Below are 17,732 nucleotides of genomic sequence, written 5' to 3' on the forward strand. Positions count from 1 at the left end.
CCGTACCCAGCACGGGGCGAGTGGCGCAGGCTGCCACTCGCCCCGCACTGTGGGCGGCGACGATTCTCCTCGGTGACTCTTCTGGATAAGGTGCAGATATGAAGCTCGAACTTCGCGGCATCACCAAGCGATTCGGCAGCCTCGTGGCGAACGACCACATCGATCTCGTGGTCGAACCCGGTCAGATCCACGCTCTCCTCGGCGAGAACGGCGCAGGCAAGTCGACGCTGATGAACGTGCTCTACGGCCTGTATCAGGCCGACGAGGGCGAGATCCTCCTCGACGACGTCGTGCAGCACTTCCGCGGCCCGGGCGACGCGATGGCCGCCGGCATCGGCATGGTGCACCAGCACTTCATGCTCGTGCCGGTGTTCACGGTGGCCGAGAACGTCATGCTCGGGCACGAGCAGACCAAGGGCCTCGGCACGCTGGACATCGCGAAGGCCCGCGAGCACGTGCGCGCGGTCGCCGCGCGGTTCGGGTTCGACATCGATCCGGACGCCGTCGTCGGCGACCTGCCGGTGGGTGTGCAGCAGCGCGTCGAGATCATCAAGGCGCTGTCCCGCGACGCCAAGGTCCTCGTCTTCGACGAGCCGACCGCGGTGCTGACGCCGCAGGAGACCGACGAGCTCATGGCCATCATGCGCCAGCTCCGAGACGAGGGCACCGCGATCGTCTTCATCACGCACAAGCTGCGCGAGGTGCGCGAGGTCGCCGACCGCATCACGATCGTCCGGCTGGGTCGGGTGGTGGGGGAGGCCTCGCCGACCGCCACCAACGCCGAACTGGCCTCGCTGATGGTCGGCCGCGCGGTCGAGCTGACCGTGCACAAGGAGGCTCCGCGGCTAGGCGAGGGCGGCCTGGAGGTCCGCAACCTCCGCGTGCTCACCGCCACTGGAGCCATCGTCGTCGACGACGTCGACTTCACCGTGCGACCCGGCGAGGTCCTCGCCGTCGCCGGTGTGCAGGGCAACGGCCAGACCGAGCTCGTCGAGGCCATCGTGGGCCTCGCCGCACGCGTCGAGGGGAACATCATCCTCGACGGCACCGAGCTCGTGGGCAAGAGCGTCCGCGGCATCCTCGACGCCGGCGTCGGGTTCGTGCCGGAGGACCGCACCGAGGACGGCCTCGTCGCCGGGTTCTCGGTCGCCGAGAACCTCATCCTCGACCGCTCAGACGATCCCGCGTTCAGCCGGGCCGGGACGCTGCGCCGCGGGGCCCTGGAGGACTTCGCGAAGGAGCGCATCGCGGAGTACGACATCCGCACGCAGGGCCCGGACACCCCCGCGGGCACCCTCTCCGGAGGCAACCAGCAGAAGGTCGTGATCGCCCGCGAGATGAGCCGCGAACTGCGGCTCTTCGTCGCCGCGCAGCCGACCCGCGGGGTGGACGTGGGCTCGATCGAGTTCATCCACAAGCGCATCATCGAGACGCGGGACGCGGGCATCCCCGTGATCGTCGTCTCGACCGAGCTCGACGAGGTCGCCGCCCTCGCCGACCGGATCGCGGTCATGTACCGCGGCACCATCGTCGGCATCGTCCCCGGTGACACGCCCCGGGAGACACTCGGACTCATGATGGCCGGAGCGGCCGATGCGGAGGTGACCGCGTGAGCGGCGCGACACCCGGTGCAGGAGACGTCACGAAGGGGCTGCCTCCCGAGCAGCTCCCGCCCAGCACGGGCCTCGCGGACGAGGTACCCCCGCCTCCGCGCGGCAACGTCGTCCTCAAGGAGATCCTCCGCGGCAGCGCCGTCACGACGATCCTGGCGATCGTCCTCGCGCTCATCGTCGGCGGCATCCTCATCGCCTTCACCAACGAAGACGTGCAGAAGGCCTCCGGGTACTTCTTCGCCAAGCCGAGCGACACGTTCGTCGCGGCCTGGAACGCGGTCTACAACGGCTACGAGGCGCTGTTCCGCGGAGCGATCTTCAACGCCCGCGGCGCCGACTTCGCCGCGCAGATCCGTCCGCTGACGAACACGCTGGGCTTCGCGGCTCCGCTGATCGCCGCCGGTCTGGGCGTCGCGCTCGCCTTCCGCGTCGGTCTGTTCAACATCGGCGCCCGCGGTCAGATGCTCGTCGGCGTCGCGATCGCGGCCCTGCTGACCTTCAACCTCGACCTGCCGATCTGGTTCCACCTCCCCGTCACGCTGCTGGCCGGTATCGCCGGCGGGGCGCTCTGGGGCGGCATCGCCGGTCTCATCAAGGCACGCACGGGCGCGCACGAGGTGATCCTCACGATCATGCTCAACTACATCGCGTACTACCTGCTGCTGTGGATGATCCGCACGCCCGGGCTCCTGCAGAAGCCGGGGACCAACCAGGCGCTCGGCTCGGCCACGCCGGAGAGCGCGCAGTTCCCGACCCTGCTCGGCCCGCAGTTCCCGCTGCTGGATCTCGGCTTCGTCATCGTGGTCATCGCGACGGTGTTCGTGTGGTGGCTCATCGAGCGCTCCTCGCTGGGCATGCGCATGCGCGCGGTGGGGGAGAACCCGCACGCCGCTCGCGCCGCGGGCATCAGCGTCAAGCGCGTCTACGTCTACGCGATGCTCTTCGCGGGTGCCCTCGCCGGCCTCGCCGGGATGAACCAGCTCCAGGGCGCCGTCACCACCGGCGTCACCGAGACCATCGACGCCGGCATCGGCTTCGACGCCATCACGGTCGCCCTCCTCGGGCGCAGCCGTGCCTGGGGGACCTTCGCGGCCGGAATCCTGTTCGGTGCCCTCAAAGCGGGCTCGTTCTCGATGCAGGCGCAGGACATCCCCGTCGACATCGTGCTCGTCGTGCAGTCGCTCGTCGTGCTGTTCATCGCCGCGCCGCCGCTGCTGCGCACGGTGTTCTTCCTCCCCAAGTCCGACGCAGAGAAGGCGGCCAAGGCGAGAGCCAAGGCCGCGAAGAAGGCGGTGACGGCATGATGTCGCTCGTGCAGACCGAAGCCGCCGACGGCACGGTGCAGCTCGCCACCGTCCGGGAGCGCCACCTCAAGGCGCCGATCAGCCTCGCGGTCGTCACCGCGCTGCTGGCGGTGCTCTTCCTCGCCGTGCCGCGCAGCGGCACCAGCACCTTCCGCCTCGGGGACCGCACGTCGGCCTTCGAGCTCCCCGACGTGGGGCTGCCCACCGCGCCGACCTTCTGGGTGGTCTTCGCCGTGCTCGTCGTCCTCACGGTCGGGGCCTTCCTCCGGGCATGGACGTACCGTGCGCCGTCGATCTGGCTCATCGTCGCCTATGGCGTGCTCGCCGTCTTCGCGTTCCTCGTCTGGGCCGCGGCCGGGGGCCTGGTCCCCGTCACGAGCCTCCTCTTCGGTGCGGTGTCGCTGTCGGTGCCGCTCGTGTTCGGCGCGCTCGGCGGTGTCATCGGCGAGCGGGCCGGTGTCGTCAACGTGGCCATCGAGGGGCAGCTGCTCCTCGGCGCGTTCTCGGCGGCGCTCCTGTCCAGCATCACCGGCAACGCCTTCGTGGGCCTCATCGGCGCCATGATCGGCGGCGTTCTCGTCGCGAGCGTGCTGGCGGCGTTCGCGATCAAGTACCTCGTCGAGCAGGTCATCGTCGGTGTCGTCCTCAACGTCCTCGTCACCGGCCTCACGGGCTTCCTCTACGGCGCGCTCCTCGCCCCGAACGAGGCCGAACTGAACACCCCGGTGCGCTTCTCCCGCATCGAGATCCCGGTGCTGAGCGACATCCCGATCATCGGTCCGGTGCTCTTCAACCAGACCTTCATCGTGTACCTCATGTTCATCACCGTGGCCGTCGTCGCGTGGGGCCTGTACCGCACCAAGTGGGGCCTGCGCCTCCGCGCCGTGGGCGAGCACCCGCAGGCGGCCGACACGGTCGGCATCCGGGTCAACCCGACGCGGTTCTGGAACGTGCTGCTCGCGGGCGCGATCGCCGGCATCGGCGGCGCGTACTTCACCCTCGTCTCGGTCCCGCAGTTCGGCAAGGAGATGACGGCCGGGCTCGGCTTCATCGCCCTCGCCGCGGTGATCTTCGGACGCTGGGACCCGATCCGCGCGACGCTCGCCGCCCTGCTCTTCGGATTCGCGACGAACCTGCAGAACCTGCTCTCGATCCTGAAGACGCCGATCCCCGGCGAGTTCATGCTCATGCTGCCGTACGTGGTCACGCTGCTCGCGGTCGCCGGGTTCGCCGGACAGATCCGGGGTCCTGCCGCCAGCGGCAAGCCGTACATCAAGTCGTAGAACCCGCAGGGAAGAAGGAACCATCACCATGACGGACATCGACTGGGACGAGCTGCGCCAGGTCGCCGCTGAGGCCATGACCAAGGCGTACGCGCCGTACTCGCGCTACCGCGTGGGGGCGGCGGCGCTCGTCAGCGACGGGCGGATCGTGGCCGGCTGCAACGTCGAGAACGCCTCGTACGGCGTCACGCTGTGCGCCGAGTGCGCGCTCGTGGGCGACCTGTTCATGTCCGGCGGCGGCCAGCTCGTCGCCTTCGTGTGCGTGAACAACGACGGCGAGACCATCATGCCCTGCGGCCGATGCCGGCAGTTGCTGTTCGAGCACGCCGTACCCGGCATGCTGCTGGAGACGGTCTCCGGCATCCGCACGATCGACGAGGTGCTGCCCGATGCGTTCGGGCCGCGCGACCTGGAGGAAGCACGATGACCGCTGGACAGGCTCAGGGAGCCATCGAGCCGTTCGACGCGGTCGATGTGATCCGTGCCAAGCGCGACGGGGGCATCGTGCCCGAGCCGGCCCTGCGCTGGATGGTCGACGCCTACACGCGCGGCTACGTGTCCGACGCGCAGATGGCCTCCTTCGCGATGGCGATCTTCCAGCGCGGCATGGAGCGCGACGAGATCCGCGTGCTCACCGACGCGATGATCGCGTCGGGGGAGCGGATGAGCTTTGCGACCCTCGGCAAGAAGACCGTGGACAAGCACTCCACGGGCGGCGTCGGCGACAAGATCACCCTGCCGCTCGCGCCGCTTGTCGCCTCGTTCGGCGTGGCGGTCCCGCAGCTCAGCGGCCGCGGTCTCGGCCACACCGGCGGCACGCTCGACAAGCTGGAGTCGATCCCCGGCTGGCGCGCGGCGCTCAGCAACGAGGAGATGTTCGCGCAGATGCAGGGTGACGTCGGGGCCGTGATCTGCGCCGCGGGCTCTGGTCTCGCTCCCGCCGACAAGAAGCTCTACGCGCTCCGCGACGTGACCGGCACCGTGGAGGCCATCCCGCTGATCGCCTCCAGCATCATGTCGAAGAAGATCGCCGAAGGGACCGACGCCCTCGTCCTGGACGTGAAGTTCGGCTCCGGCGCCTTCATGCAGGACATCGACCGCGCCCGCGAGCTCGCCCGCACGATGGTCGCGCTCGGCACCGACTCCGGGGTCGCCACCACGGCGCTGCTGACCGACATGAACGTCCCGCTGGGCCGCGCGATCGGCAACGCCAACGAGGTCCGCGAGTCGGTCGAGATCCTCGCCGGCGGGGGACCCGCCGACGTGCGGGAGCTGACCATCGCGCTCGCCAGGGAGATGCTCGCCCTGGCCGGCCGGCCCGATGCGGACGTGGAGGCGGCGCTGGACGACGGCCGCGCCATGGACACCTGGAAGGCGATGATCCGCGCCCAGGACGGCGACCCCGACGCGGCCCTCCCGGTCGCGCGGGAGACGCACGTCGTCACGGCGCCCGCGGACGGCGTCGTGACCCGGATGGACGCGCTCCCCTTCGGCATCGCCGCGTGGCGTCTGGGCGCCGGCCGCGCGCGGGCCGAGGACCCGGTGATCTTCGAGGCGGGCATCGACCTGCACGCGAAGCCGGGCGACCGGGTCGCCGCCGGGCAGCCGCTGTTCACCCTGTCGGCGGCGGACGAGGCGCGCTTCCCCCGGGCCATCGAGGCACTCGAAGGGGCCTGGGAGCTCGGCGACGAGGCGCCGACCGTGGGTCCGATCGTCCGCGAGCGCATCACGGCGTGAGGCCCGGGCGCTAGCCTGGACGGACACCCCGCGACCGAGAGGATCCCCATGTCGATCGATGCGAACGGCGACGTCGCCATCCAGGGCGTCTCCCTGCGGAGTCTGCCGAAGGTGTCGCTGCACGACCACCTGGACGGCGCCGTGCGTCCGGCCACGGTCATCGAGCTCGCCGACGCGATCGGTCTCGACCTCCCGGCCTCCGACCCGGCGGCGCTCGGCTCCTGGTTCGCGAAGAGAAGCGACGCAGGGTCGCTGGAGGAGTACCTGAAGACCTTCGAGCTCACCACCGCGGTCATGCAGACCCGGGAGGGACTGACCCGTGTGGCGCGCGAGTTCGTGCAGGACCTCGCGGCCGACGGCGTCATCTACGGCGAGGTGCGCTGGGCACCGGAACAGCACCAGGCCGGCGGTCTCTCGCTGGAGGACGCCGTCGAGGCCGTGCAGCAGGGGATCGAGGAGGGCGAGGACGCAGCGGACCGGGACGGTCGCAGCATCCGCGTCGGACAGCTCCTCACCGCCATGCGGCACACCGACCGTGCCAGGGAGATCGCCGAGCTCGCTGTGGACTTTCGCGGACGGGGGGCCGTCGGCTTCGACATCGCCGGACCCGAGGACGGCTTCCCGCCGTCCGACCACCGCGCGGCATTCGACTACCTCGCCGAGAACTTCTTCCCGGTGACCGTGCACGCGGGCGAGGCGGCGGGCCTCGCCTCGATCCGCTCGGCCCTGCTGGACGGTCGTGCGCTCCGACTCGGACACGGCGTCCGCATCGCGGAGGACCTCGAGGTCGTCACGCAGGAGGGCGACGAGGTGCAGGTGCGCTTCGGCGACCTCGCGCGCTGGGTGCGCGACCGGGAGATCCCGCTGGAGCTCTCCCCGTCGTCGAACCTGCAGACGGGGGCCGTCGCCGCGTGGGGCAAGACGCTCGCCGATCACCCGTTCGACCTGCTCTACCAGCTCGGCTTCGCGGTGACCGTGAACGTGGACAACCGCACCATGAGCGCCACCTCGCTCACCAGGGAACTGGCCCTCCTGGTGCAGACCTTCGAGTACGACCTCGACGACCTCGAGGCCTTCCAGTTCAACGCCGCCGCCGCGGCCTTCCTCCCCGTCGAGGAACGGGAGGAACTCGTCGAGATGATCGCCGAGGGCTTCGACGCCTGACATGCGCTCCGGGGGGAGGTCGTCGCGTCCACGAGCCGGAGTCGTCGGCGCGCTCGTCGCCGTCGTGATCGTCGGAGGGGCCGTCGCGGCGTTCGCGGGGCTCCATCGCACGCCGGAGGAGCGGGTTCCGAAGGCCCGGGGCACCGTCACGGCGCCTCCGCTCACGCCGTCGCAGCAGATCCTGGCGGACGCGGACGATCCCCGCGCGTGCGCGGTCACCTTCCGCGGCGACGGGGCGCCGACCGCGCCGATGCTGCAGCTCCAGGACGAGCCGTATCGGGGGCTGCCGATCCCGCGGCTCGACGGCCGGGTGTTCGCGGGCTGGTACGCCAGCGCCGACGCTGCCGCCGCCTTCACGGTGGAAGCTCGGGTGAACGGCGCGGATCCGGTCGCGTGCGAGCAGCAGCAGACGGAGCTCTTCGCCGCCTGGAAGACGCCCGAGGAGAACGCGGCCGAGGGCGTGCGCGTGCCCATCCTGATGTACCACCAGTTCACGGCCGACCCGGCGGGGGAGAAGGGGTGGCTGCGTGGCAACTACGCGTACATCGGCGACTTCGAGGCGCACATGGCGCACATCGCGACCACCGGCTTCTATCTGCCGACCTGGGACGAGCTCAGCGCGTTCATCGACGGGCGGCTCTCCCTCCCGGCGCGGAGCGTCATCATCACCGACGACGACGCCGATCAGACGTGGTTCGACCTCGCGGTGCCGGTGGTGGACGCGCACCGGCTCCTCAGCACCTCGTTCATGGTCACGGCCTATCGTCAGGACCCCGCGCCCTCGCCGTGGGTCCAGCGGCGCTCGCACACCCATGACATGCATCAGGCCGGCGAGGACGGCAGGGGACGCATGGTCAACGGGACGCCCGCGCAGATCGCCGCCGATCTCACCACGTCGGGGGACGTGCTCGGCGTCCGCGAGGTGGTGGCCTACCCGTTCGGCCACTACGACGACACGGCGAAGGAGGGCGTCCGCCAGGCGGGCTACGAGCTGGCGCGGACCATCGATCCCGGATACGTGGTGATCGGGACGGACAAGCTGGCCCTCCCCGTCGTGCGCATCGACTACGGAATGGGCCTGGATGCCCTGGTGTCGCGCATCGGGTGACCCCGCACGAGGCGCGAGGATGAGGGCATGCCCGCTTCCGTCTTCCTCGCCGGTCCCGCCTCCTGGAACCGCATGGTCCTCCTCGACCGACTCCCCGAGCCCGTGCCGCACATGCAGTTCGCGCAGGCGAGCTGGGAGACGGTCGGCGGCACGAGTGCGGGCAAGGCGCTGAGCCTGACGGCGCTCGGCCGATCCGTCGTGCTGCATGCCGTCGCCGGGGAGGACGAGGAGGGGCTGCGGGTGCGTGCGGCACTGGAGGCGGCCGGGGTGGTCGCGCAGTGGACGGACGGAACCACGGAGCGGCACCTCAACCTCATGACGGCGCAGGGCGACCGGGTGTCGCTGTACCTCTCCACGCCGACGGAGACGTCAGGCACGGACGACGCCGCGCACGCCGCCGAGATGGCCGCGGCCGACGCCGTCGTGCTCGATCTGGCCGCCGAGCCGCGGCGGCTGCTCCCGCTCGCGGCGGCCAGCGGCACGCCGCTCTGGGTCGACGTGCACGACTATGACGGCGTCGACGGGTACCACCGGCCCTTCCTGGCGGCGGCTGCGGCGGTCTTCTGCAACGCGGATCGGCTGGCCGCGCCGGTGGAGTTCCTCCGCGCCGTCGTCGCGGCGGGAGCGGCGTTCGCGGTGTGCACGCTCGGCGCGGAGGGAGCGGTCGCGGTCGGAGCGGACGGCGCCGAGCTGCGGGTGCCCGCGCTGCCGACCACCGTCGTCGACACCAATGGCGCGGGCGACGCGTTCCTGGCCGGAGTCCTCGACGCGCGGCTGGCGGGGGCGGACCTGGCGTCGGCGCTCTCGGCGGGCGCGCGGTCTGCCGCCGGGGTCCTCACCACCCGGCACCTGCATCCGCTGCTCGACCCCATCCTCGGGGATCCGCGGGCGGCCTAGGGAGCGATCTGCTCCAGGAAGCCGCCGACGACCTCGGTGACCTCGGCGTGCATCTCGTCGTCGTCGATGGTCGGGGTACCGTCACCGGACTGGGGCCCGTAGTCGCCGAAGGAGGCGTGGGAGGCGCCGTCGATCTCGACGAACTCGGCGTCCGCGGGGAGCTCGGAGCGGGCGTCCGCGATCTTCTCGGGTGTGGAGAGGCCGTCCTCACTGCCGGAGACGCTGAGCACCGGGAGGTCGGTTCCGGCGAGGTCGGTCGCGCAGTAGGAGGCGAAGAGGACGAGGGCATCGGCGTCCGTCGCGAGCTGGCAGGCGCGCACCCCGCCGAGGGAGTGGCCGCCCACGGCCCAGGTGTCCACGTCGGGCGCGGCACTCGTGAACGAGCCGAGGCCGCGGGGATCGAAGAAGGCGAGGTTGAGCCAGGGCCGCGTGATCACGACCGTGGTGCCCTCCTCCGCGATCCCTTGGAGGATCGAGGCGTAGGCCCACGGGTCGACCTTCGCCCCCGGGATGAAGACGAGTCCGCGGTCGGACGAGCCGTCCGCAGGCTCCAGGACGATCCCCTCCTCGGCATCGGTCACCGCGATCGCGGGGTTCTCCCGGACGGCGGCGAGCGGTTCGGGCTCCGCGGCCATGACGCCGACCTGGCTCCACACGAGGATCCCGCCGACGGCGAGCACGAGGACGATCGCCACACTCCACAGGACTCGTCTCAGGACGCGGCGTCGGGGCTTCTGCTGCACAACAGCAACGCTACTCCCGTCCGGACGCCGCGTCCGCTCAGCCGGCGAGTGCCGCCTGGCGGAGTGCCACGGCGTCGCGGACGGCGGCGAAGAGCGGGTGCTCCGGATCGAGCCCCGTGGTGCGGACGGTGAAGCCTGCGGGGTCTTCGGAGCGGAGCAGCGTCTGCAGCTCGACCGCCTGCTCGTCGGCAGGGTCGTCGAACTCCAGCGCGGCGGCGACGGCCGCCACGAGCGCGTCCGTCGACAGCCCGTGCTCGGCGGCCATCGCCGCGGGACCGATGAAGCGCTCGTGCCGGGAGATCTTCCGCAGCGGCTGCCGGCCGACGCGCTGCACGGTGTCCACGAGCGCGGGATTGCGGAACCGCTCGAGGATGGTCGCGCGGTACTGCGCGAGCTCCGTGGGGTCGAGACCGTGTTCGACGACCAGCACCGCCGAGGTCTCCTCCAGGGCGGCGGAGACCTGCGCGGCGATCGCCTCGTCCGCGAGGGCGTCCGAGATCCGCTCGACGCCCGCCCGTGCACCGAAGTACGCGGTGGCGGCATGACCGGTGTTCACCGTGAAGAGCTTGCGCTCGATGTACGGAGCGAGGTCGTCGACGAAGTGGGCGCCGGGGATGCGCGGCGGGGTGTCGCCGAACGGCCGGGCCTCGATCGCCCACTCGAAGTACGGCTCCACCGTGACGTCGATGCCGCCGCCCTCCGGCTGCGCGGGCACGATCCGGTCGACGGCGGTGTTCGCGAACACGGCGCGGCCGAGCAGCGTATCGGCGTCCGGCCCCGCCGCGGCGACGATCTCCTGCCGCAGCTGATCGGTGGCGCCGATGGCGTTCTCGCAGGCCATCACCTGCAGCGGCGCGGCCTCGGGGGAGCGCAGCGCGAGTCCGGCGACGATCGACGGGGCGACGAACCGCAGCACGGTGGGGCCCACGGCGGTCGTGACGACGTCGGCCGTCGCCACCTCCTCCGCGACCACGGCGGGGTCCGTGCGGCTGTTCACCGCACGGAACCCGGAGACGACGTGTTCGGTCCCTCCGGGGCCGGCTTCGTGCACGGTGTACGAATCCGCCCGGTCGATCGCCTCCACGAGCGCGTCCGCGACGTCGCTGAACACGACCTCGTAACCGCCCTCGTGCAGGAGCAGGCCGACGAAACCGCGCCCGATGTTGCCCGCCCCGAAGTGGACCGCCTTCATCCCTCGTTCACCTCCGAGAGGAGAGCGAACAGCTCGTCCGGCGTCGCCGCCGCTTCCAGCCGGGCGACGTCGTCCTCCTCGGAGAAGAGGATCGCGATGCGCGACAGGATGTCGAGGTGCTCGTCGCCGACGCCGGCGATGCCGATCACGAACCGCGCCTGCTCGCCGTCCCAGTCGACGCCGCCGTCGTAGCGGACGACGGAGAGGGCGGAGGCGAGGATGGCGTCCTTCGCCTCGTTCGTGCCGTGCGGGATGGCCAGGCCGTTGCCCATGTACGTCGACACCGTCTCCTCGCGCTGGCGCATCGCGTCGACGTACGCCGGGGTCACCGCACCGGCGGCGACGAGGATGTCCGTCGCCTCCTGGAGGGCGTCGTCGCGCGACGCGCCTCCCGGGTGGATGCGGACCTGCTCGGCAGTGAGAACGCTCATTCTTCGTCCTTTCGCTGTTCCTTGACCATCTCGACGACCTCGTCGTACTTCGGCGAGTTCATGAAGTTGTCCACCGACACGTGCAGGGAGTCCGGCGACTTCGCCGTGGCCCGATCGGTGAGCTGCTGCTGCGTGATGACCACGTCGGCGGCGCCGTCGAGGTTGGCGATCGCGGCGTTCGTGACGGTGACGCCCTCGATGCCGGCCTTCTTCAGCTTGTTGCGGAGCACGCTGGCACCCATGGCGGACGAGCCCATGCCGGCGTCGCACGCGAACACGATGGTCTCGATCGGGGCCGCCGCGACGGCGGTGGTGGCGGGAGCCGGCGTGGTCTCCGGAGCCGTCGTCGCGGTCGAGGTGCGCAGGGCGTCCATCGCCGCGGACGACTTGCCCTTGTTCGCCTCGGTCTGTGCGATGGCCGCCCCGAACGCGTCGCCCTCGGCGGCGAGGTCGCGCTTGCGCGAGGCCCGCAGGATGACGCCGGTGATGAGGAACGTCACGGTCGCCGCGATGATGACCGAGAGGTAGACGACGAGGAGGTTGGCGACGCCTGGCCCGATGGCCGCGGCGGTCACGGCGATGATGCTGCCCGGGGCCGCCGGGAAGGCGAGCCCGCCGCCGAGGACCATGTTGGTGGTCACACCGGCCGCTCCACCCGCGATGAGCGCGAGGATCGTGGTCGGCTTGCTGAGCGCGTACGGGAAGTAGATCTCGTGGATGCCGCCGAAGAACTGGATGATGGCGGCACCGGGAGCGGAGGCCTTCGCCGCGCCGACCCCGAAGAAGGTGAAGGCGAGCAGCAGACCGAGGCCGGGGCCGGGGTTCGCCTCGATGAGGAAGAGGATCGACTTGCCCGTCTCCGCGGCCTGCTCGATCCCCAGCGGGGTGAACACGCCGTGGTTGATGGCGTTGTTGAGGAACAGCACCTTGGCCGGCTCGACGATGATCGACACGAGCGGCAGCAGGTTGAGCGAGACGAGCCAGTCGACGGCCGCCCCCAGCGCGGCGCTGATGCCGAGCATGACCGGGCCGAAGGCGAAGAACCCGACGATGGCGAGGATCATGCCGAGGATGCCGGCGGAGAAGTTGTTGACGAGCATCTCGAAGCCGGGGCGGATCTTGCCGTCCCACAGCTTGTCGACCTGCTTCATGATCCACGCGGCGATCGGGCCCATGATCATGGCGCCGAGGAACATCGGGATGTTCGTCCCGACGATCACGCCGACGGTCGCGATCGTGGCGACCACGCCGCCGCGCTCGCCGTAGACCATGCGTCCGGCCGTGTTCGCGATCAGGAGGGGCAGCAGGTAGGTGACCATGGGGCCGACCAGGCCCACGTAGGCCAGGATGTTGCCGTCCGCGCCCTCGGCGACCGCGGTCATCGCGCCCTGCCAGCCGAGGACGGCGGAGTCGCCGCCGCCGCCGATGATCTCGGCGACGCCGGCCCAGTGCCAGCCGAACGGGCTCTCGGCCCCGAAGAAACCCTTCGGGATGAAGAGCATCGTGATGAAGCCCCAGGCGATGAAGGCCGCGATGTTCGGCATGATCATGCCGGAGAGGAACGTGCCGAAACGCTGCACGCCCACGCGGAGGCCACCGGGGGCGGTGGCGGCGGGTGACGTCGTCGTCATGATGTGGTCTCTTTCTGATGAGGGGGGAGTGCCGCGGCGAGGGTCGCCGCAGCGGTGCGGGCGGAGGGGGCGTCGTCCGCGCCGAGCGCGGCTTCCGCGAGACGGAGGGCATCGTCGCGAGTCCGGGCGGCGAGCGCCTGGCGGACGTCGGCGAGGGCGGACGGTGCCATGGACAGGCTCGTCGCACCGAGGCCCACGAGGACGACGGCGAGCAGCGGATCGGCCGCGGCCTCGCCGCAGATGCCGACGGGCTTGCCGAGACGGGCACCGGCCGCACCGACCTCGCGCACCAGGCGCAGCACCGCGGGGTGCCAGGGATCCTGGAACGACGCGACGGAACCGAGCAGCCGGTCCGCGGCCATCGTGTACTGCGTGAGGTCGTTGGTGCCGATGGATGCGAAGTCGGCGTGCGCGAGCACCCGGTCGGCGAGCAGGGCGCTGGAGGGCACCTCGACCATGACGCCGGCTGTCTTCAGCCCGTACTCGCGGGCGAGACCGGTGAAGTACACGGTCTCCTCGACGGTGGCCACCATGGGTGCCATGACCCACAGGTCGGCGTCGGTCGCGGCGTCGGCCTCGGCCAGCGCGGTCAGCTGCTCGCGGAGGATGTCCTCGCTCGCGCGGAGCGCCCGCAGGCCGCGCAATCCCAGGGCCGGGTTCTCCTCGTGTGCGTCGTTGAGGAAGGCCAGCGGCTTGTCGGCCCCCGCGTCGAGCATCCGCACGACGACCTTCTTGCCGGGGAAGGCCTCCAGGAGCTCGCGGTAGGCGTCCCGCTGCTGGGCGACCGTCGGCGCCTGCGACGCGGAGAGGAACAGGAACTCCGTCCGGAACAGGCCGACGCCCTCGGCCCCCCGCGCGACCGCGTCGGCGGCGTCGGCGGGCTTCCCCAGGTTCGCGAGCAGCGCGACCGGCGTGCCGTCGGCGAGGGCGCCGGGGGTGAGCGGGGCGTCGTCGGCGGCGCGGCGGGCGGCGGCGCGCTCGGCGGCGCGGGCGCGCTCGTCATCGGTCGGCTCACGGGTGATGACTCCCGCGGCCGCGTCGACGATCACGGTCTCCCCGGTCGTCAGGGCGTGCCCGTCGCCGACGCCGACCACGGCCACGATGCCCTTCTCCCTGGCGAGGATCGCCGTGTGGGAGGTCGGGCCGCCGTCGGTGGTGACGAGGGCGAGCACCTGGTCGAGGTTCAGCAGTGCGGTGTCGGCGGGCGCGAGGTCACGCGCCACGAGGACGAACGGGTGCCCAGGGTCGGGCACGCCGGGGGCCTCCACGCCGCGCAGCCGGGCGAGCACCCGCTGCGCGATGTCGTCGAGATCGGCGGCGCGCTCACCGAGGTAGCCGCCGACGGCTTCGAGCGTGGCCCGGAAACCCGCGAAGGCGTCGTGCACGGCCCACTCCGCGGTGGCGCCGGCGTCGATCCTGCTGTCGACCTCGTCCTGCAGGGTGGGGTCCTCGGCGATCATCGCCTGCGCCTCGAGCACCTCCTGCGCCGCACCACCGGCGGCCTCGCCGCGCTGGGTCAGCTCCTGCGCCACGACGGCGACGGCCTCGCGGACCCGCGCACGCTCGGTGTCCGCCCCCGCGGTGCTCGGCGTGTTCTCGGGCGCGGGCAGCGCCTCAGTCATGCGGACGACCGGTCCCTGCGCGACGCCGAGACCGATGCCCACCCCTCGCAGCGCGCTCATCCGGCGGCGTCCTGGTCGTGGTCGGTGGTCAGCAGCTCGGTGAGCGTGTCCAGGACCCCCTCTGCGCCGTCGCCGTCGGCCGTGAGCGTCACGTAGTCGCCGTGCTCGATGGCCAGGGCGATCACCCCGAGGATGCTGGCGGCGTTGACCGGCTTGCCGGAGTCCTTGGCGATCGTGACCGCGAGGCCGGAGTCCTTCGCGGCCTGCGCGAAGATCTTGGCGGGCCGGGCGTGCAGTCCATGCGAGGAGCCGATGCGGACGGTGCGGGTGGCGGTCATGGTGTTCCTTTCGGGGCCCCGCCGGCAGCGGCGAGGGTCGACTGGGCGAGGAGAAGCGTGCGGCCGCCGTCGCGATCGGCGAACACGTCATCCGGCAAGACCGCGACGGGCGCGCGGGTCAGGTCGCGGATGGCGCCGAGGCGCTCGCGGAGGTGTGGGCCCACGAGGACGAGGTCGTGCCCTCCGAGGGAGACGGTGCTCTCGACGCCGGCGTCCGCGTCCCAGTCCAGTCCCGCCGCGGCGGCGGCGGTGCGCAGGCGCTGGGCGACGAACGTGCTCGACGCCCCGGCGCCGCAGACCACGAGAATCCTCATCGATGTCACCTTCCTGAGAACAGTCTGGGAAACCAGGCCGCGGTGGCACCAACACGTTCTCTTCCGCCCCTGCGGAACCCTGCTCGCCGCGCCCCTGTCGCCGGAGGCTGTCATCATGGAGAGCAGTCGGACAGTGCCGTCAGCACGGGAACTCGGAGGGATCATGTCGCGCCAGCGTCAGGACCAGCTCCTCGCCGCCCTGCTGCGCGAGGAGGGCTGGGCGACCGCGGGCACGCTGGCCGACCTCCTCGGCGTGACGCCCCGCAGCATCCGTTCCTACGTCGCGGCCCTGAACGCCCGCACGCCCGGCGCCGCGGTCGTCGAGTCCGGCCCGGCGGGCTATCGGGCGGGCCCCGGTGCCCGCGGTGCGCTCCGGGTGCGGCAGGGCGGCGACTCCGCGCCCCGCGAACGGCTGCACGCCCTGGTCCGGCTGCTGCTGGACGCGGAGGAGGGGATCGACGTCTTCGACACCGCGGACGCCCTGCATGTGAGCGAGGCGACGCTGGAGGCGGACCTCGTGCGGGTGCGCGGCCTCCTCGACGGCACGGACCTCACGCTCGAACGCGCACGGGAGCGGGTGCGGCTCCGCGGAGACGAGGCCGCCCAGCGCCGGCTGCTCAGCCGCCTCGCGCACGACGAGATGGACGACGCCTCCTTCCACCCCGAGATCTTCCGGCGGGCCCTCTCCGGCACGGCGGTGGATGCGCGGGCGGTGGGACCCTTCAAGTCCGCCCTGGTGGGAGAGCTCGGCGAGCTCGGCTACTACGTCAACGAACTCGCGATCGCCGACGTGCTGCTGCACATCGCGATCGCCGCCGAGCGGGTGGCCGCCGGGCGCGCCCTCGACGCGCCGCCGGTGGGAGCCCGACCGGAGATCCCGCGGGTGGGCGCGGTGATCGCCCGCCTCGCGGCCGAGCACTTCACTGTGGTCCTGGGCGAGGGCGACAGCGGTCACCTCGCCTCCCTGGTCCTCACCCGGATCGTCGCCCCCGGTGGCGAGGCGGCGCAGGAGCTCGCCCGCAGCGGCGTCGCCCCGGACGTGGAGGCGGCGGTCCGCGCGGAGATCGCGCGGGCCGCGGAGGACTACCGCGTCGACCTCGTCGACGAGACCTTCGTGCTCCGTCTCGCGCTGCACGTGCAGAACCTCCTGCGCCGCGCCGAGGAGAGCGCCCTCACCCGCAATCCGCTGACCCGCTCGCTGAAGACGACCTACCCGATGATCTTCGAGGTCGCGGTGTCGATCGCGAGCGGTCTGCACGACCGGCTCGGCACGCCCATCCACGACGACGAGATCGCCTACATCGCCATGCACGTCGGGGGCCGGCTGGAACGGAGCCGCAAGGCGGAGTCCATCCTCACCGCGACCATCGTCTGCCCCGGCTACTACGAGCTCCACGAACTCCTGCGCTCGAGCGTGGACCGTTCGCTGGGCTCCGCGATCGAGGTCACCAGCGTCGTCACGAACGTCGACCCGGACTGGGCGTCGTTCGACACCGACCTGGTGCTGAGCACGATCGAGCCCGGGGCCTCGGGCGACCGGTTCGTGCGCATCCAGCCGTTCCTCACCGACGCGGACGTCGACCGCATCCAGCAGGCCGCCGGGCGCCTGCGCCGGGGGCGGCGGCTGGCCCGGCTCCGAGAGGAGCTCGCGCGCTACTTCCACCCCGACGCCTTCGTGCATCCTCTTCCGGACGAAGGGGAGGAGGCCATCATCCGGCGGCTCGGCGCGCCGCTCGTGCGGGCCGGCCTGATCGGCGACGACTACGTGGAGAACACGATCGTCCGGGAGCGCATGTCCTCCACGGCGTTCACCGACGCGCTGGCCGTGCCGCATGCGCTGCAGATGACCGCGGCCCGCACGGCGATCGCACTCGGCGTGGCGGAGGGGTCGGCGGCCTGGGGCGAGGGACGCGTGCAGGTCGTCGCGCTGGCCGCCTTCAGCGAGAGCGACCGCGCCGCCTTCCAGACCGTGTTCGAGCAGCTCGTGGAGGTGTTCAGCGAGCGCGAGAGCGTGCAGCGGATCGTCCGGCGCAGCGCGACCTTCGAGGGCTTCCTCGACGAACTCGTCGCCGTGATCGACGGCTGAGGCTCAGGCGTCGGGGGCCAGCACCAGGGCGAGCTGGTCGAGGACGCTCTCCGATGCCGGGCCGGCCGGTGTCTCCAGGGTCACGGCGTCTCCGGGGGCGAGGGCGAGGTCCATCACCGCGAGGACGCTGCGCAGATCCACCGCCGCACCGTCCGCGGTGCGCAGCGTGACCGGGAGCTCGTGCGCCTGCGCGAGGCGCACGAGCTCCGCGACCGGTCGTGCGTGCACGCCGTTGTGGGCGCTGACGACGACGTGGCGGACGGGCATGG

General features: G+C 71.7%; 17 protein-coding genes. 9 read left to right on the top strand and 8 right to left on the bottom strand.

What is annotated here, in order from left to right:
* Positions 1-98 precede the first annotated feature (98 nt).
* Genes ACFU8V_RS15985 through ACFU8V_RS16020 form a run of 8 tightly spaced genes read left to right on the top strand, consistent with a single transcriptional unit; the run spans position 99 to position 9,106 of the window.
* A complete protein-coding gene (locus ACFU8V_RS15985) occupies positions 99-1,613 on the top strand; it encodes an ABC transporter ATP-binding protein (RefSeq protein ID WP_025105661.1) in 1,515 nt (504 codons plus the stop codon).
* Entirely contained in the window at positions 1,610-2,917 is a 1,308-nt protein-coding gene (locus ACFU8V_RS15990; protein ID WP_025105662.1) for an ABC transporter permease, read from the top strand. Before ACFU8V_RS15985 ends, ACFU8V_RS15990 begins: the two co-directional genes overlap by 4 nt.
* Positions 2,917-4,200: an ABC transporter permease gene (locus ACFU8V_RS15995; protein WP_082758340.1), complete on the top strand. Its 1,284-nt coding sequence runs from the start codon at positions 2,917-2,919 to the stop codon at positions 4,198-4,200. The genes ACFU8V_RS15990 and ACFU8V_RS15995 overlap by 1 nt, the downstream gene beginning before the upstream one ends.
* A 28-nt stretch (positions 4,201-4,228) precedes the next feature.
* Positions 4,229-4,627, top strand: a complete 399-nt coding sequence (locus ACFU8V_RS16000; RefSeq protein ID WP_025105664.1) for a cytidine deaminase — start codon at positions 4,229-4,231, stop codon at positions 4,625-4,627.
* Positions 4,624-5,937, top strand: a complete 1,314-nt coding sequence (locus ACFU8V_RS16005) for a thymidine phosphorylase (protein WP_338566431.1) — start codon at positions 4,624-4,626, stop codon at positions 5,935-5,937. Before ACFU8V_RS16000 ends, ACFU8V_RS16005 begins: the two co-directional genes overlap by 4 nt.
* Before the next feature lie 48 nt (positions 5,938-5,985).
* Positions 5,986-7,101, top strand: coding sequence for an adenosine deaminase (locus ACFU8V_RS16010; protein ID WP_062764740.1), 1,116 nt, complete (start codon positions 5,986-5,988; stop codon positions 7,099-7,101).
* Between the two features lies 1 nt (position 7,102).
* Complete coding sequence (locus ACFU8V_RS16015; RefSeq protein WP_378872688.1) at positions 7,103-8,209, top strand: xylanase; 1,107 nt, start codon at positions 7,103-7,105, stop codon at positions 8,207-8,209.
* Positions 8,210-8,236: 27 nt separating this feature from the next.
* The gene (locus tag ACFU8V_RS16020; protein WP_303709469.1) at positions 8,237-9,106 is read left to right on the top strand and encodes a carbohydrate kinase family protein; all 870 of its coding nucleotides are present in this window, start codon (positions 8,237-8,239) and stop codon (positions 9,104-9,106) included.
* Here the strand turns inward: ACFU8V_RS16020 and ACFU8V_RS16025 are convergent.
* From ACFU8V_RS16025 to ACFU8V_RS16055, 7 genes are read right to left on the bottom strand one after another with little or no spacing between them, the layout of a single operon-like run.
* The gene (locus tag ACFU8V_RS16025; protein WP_378872693.1) at positions 9,103-9,849 is read right to left on the bottom strand and encodes an alpha/beta hydrolase; all 747 of its coding nucleotides are present in this window, start codon (positions 9,847-9,849) and stop codon (positions 9,103-9,105) included. The genes ACFU8V_RS16020 and ACFU8V_RS16025 overlap by 4 nt on opposite strands.
* Positions 9,850-9,886: 37 nt before the next feature.
* Positions 9,887-11,041: a mannitol-1-phosphate 5-dehydrogenase gene (locus ACFU8V_RS16030; RefSeq protein ID WP_378872696.1), complete on the bottom strand. Its 1,155-nt coding sequence runs from the start codon at positions 11,039-11,041 to the stop codon at positions 9,887-9,889.
* Positions 11,038-11,472, bottom strand: coding sequence for a PTS sugar transporter subunit IIA (locus ACFU8V_RS16035; protein WP_025105671.1), 435 nt, complete (start codon positions 11,470-11,472; stop codon positions 11,038-11,040). Before ACFU8V_RS16035 ends, ACFU8V_RS16030 begins: the two co-directional genes overlap by 4 nt.
* The gene (locus ACFU8V_RS16040; protein WP_025105672.1) at positions 11,469-13,103 is read right to left on the bottom strand and encodes a PTS mannitol transporter subunit IICB; all 1,635 of its coding nucleotides are present in this window, start codon (positions 13,101-13,103) and stop codon (positions 11,469-11,471) included. Before ACFU8V_RS16040 ends, ACFU8V_RS16035 begins: the two co-directional genes overlap by 4 nt.
* Positions 13,100-14,785, bottom strand: a complete 1,686-nt coding sequence (ptsP, locus tag ACFU8V_RS16045; RefSeq protein ID WP_082758338.1) for a phosphoenolpyruvate--protein phosphotransferase — start codon at positions 14,783-14,785, stop codon at positions 13,100-13,102. Before ptsP ends, ACFU8V_RS16040 begins: the two co-directional genes overlap by 4 nt.
* Entirely contained in the window at positions 14,782-15,063 is a 282-nt protein-coding gene (locus ACFU8V_RS16050; RefSeq protein ID WP_062636567.1) for an HPr family phosphocarrier protein, read from the bottom strand. The genes ptsP and ACFU8V_RS16050 overlap by 4 nt, the downstream gene beginning before the upstream one ends.
* A complete protein-coding gene (locus ACFU8V_RS16055; protein WP_025105675.1) occupies positions 15,060-15,377 on the bottom strand; it encodes a PTS sugar transporter subunit IIB in 318 nt (105 codons plus the stop codon). The genes ACFU8V_RS16050 and ACFU8V_RS16055 overlap by 4 nt, the downstream gene beginning before the upstream one ends.
* Before the next feature lie 163 nt (positions 15,378-15,540).
* Here ACFU8V_RS16055 and ACFU8V_RS16060 point away from each other — a divergent pair, with 163 nt between their 5' ends.
* Positions 15,541-17,463, top strand: coding sequence for a PRD domain-containing protein (locus ACFU8V_RS16060; RefSeq protein WP_062764717.1), 1,923 nt, complete (start codon positions 15,541-15,543; stop codon positions 17,461-17,463).
* 3 nt (positions 17,464-17,466) lie between these two features.
* Here ACFU8V_RS16060 and ACFU8V_RS16065 read toward each other — a convergent pair whose 3' ends face one another.
* Positions 17,467-17,730 carry an HPr family phosphocarrier protein gene (locus ACFU8V_RS16065; RefSeq protein ID WP_062636571.1) on the bottom strand — a complete coding sequence of 88 codons (264 nt, stop codon included), beginning with the start codon at positions 17,728-17,730 and terminating at the stop codon, positions 17,467-17,469.
* Positions 17,731-17,732: the final 2 nt, after the last annotated feature.

Origin of the sequence: Microbacterium sp. NPDC057658 (genome assembly GCF_042799975.1) — a bacterium.
Lineage (GTDB): Bacteria > Actinomycetota > Actinomycetes > Actinomycetales > Microbacteriaceae > Microbacterium.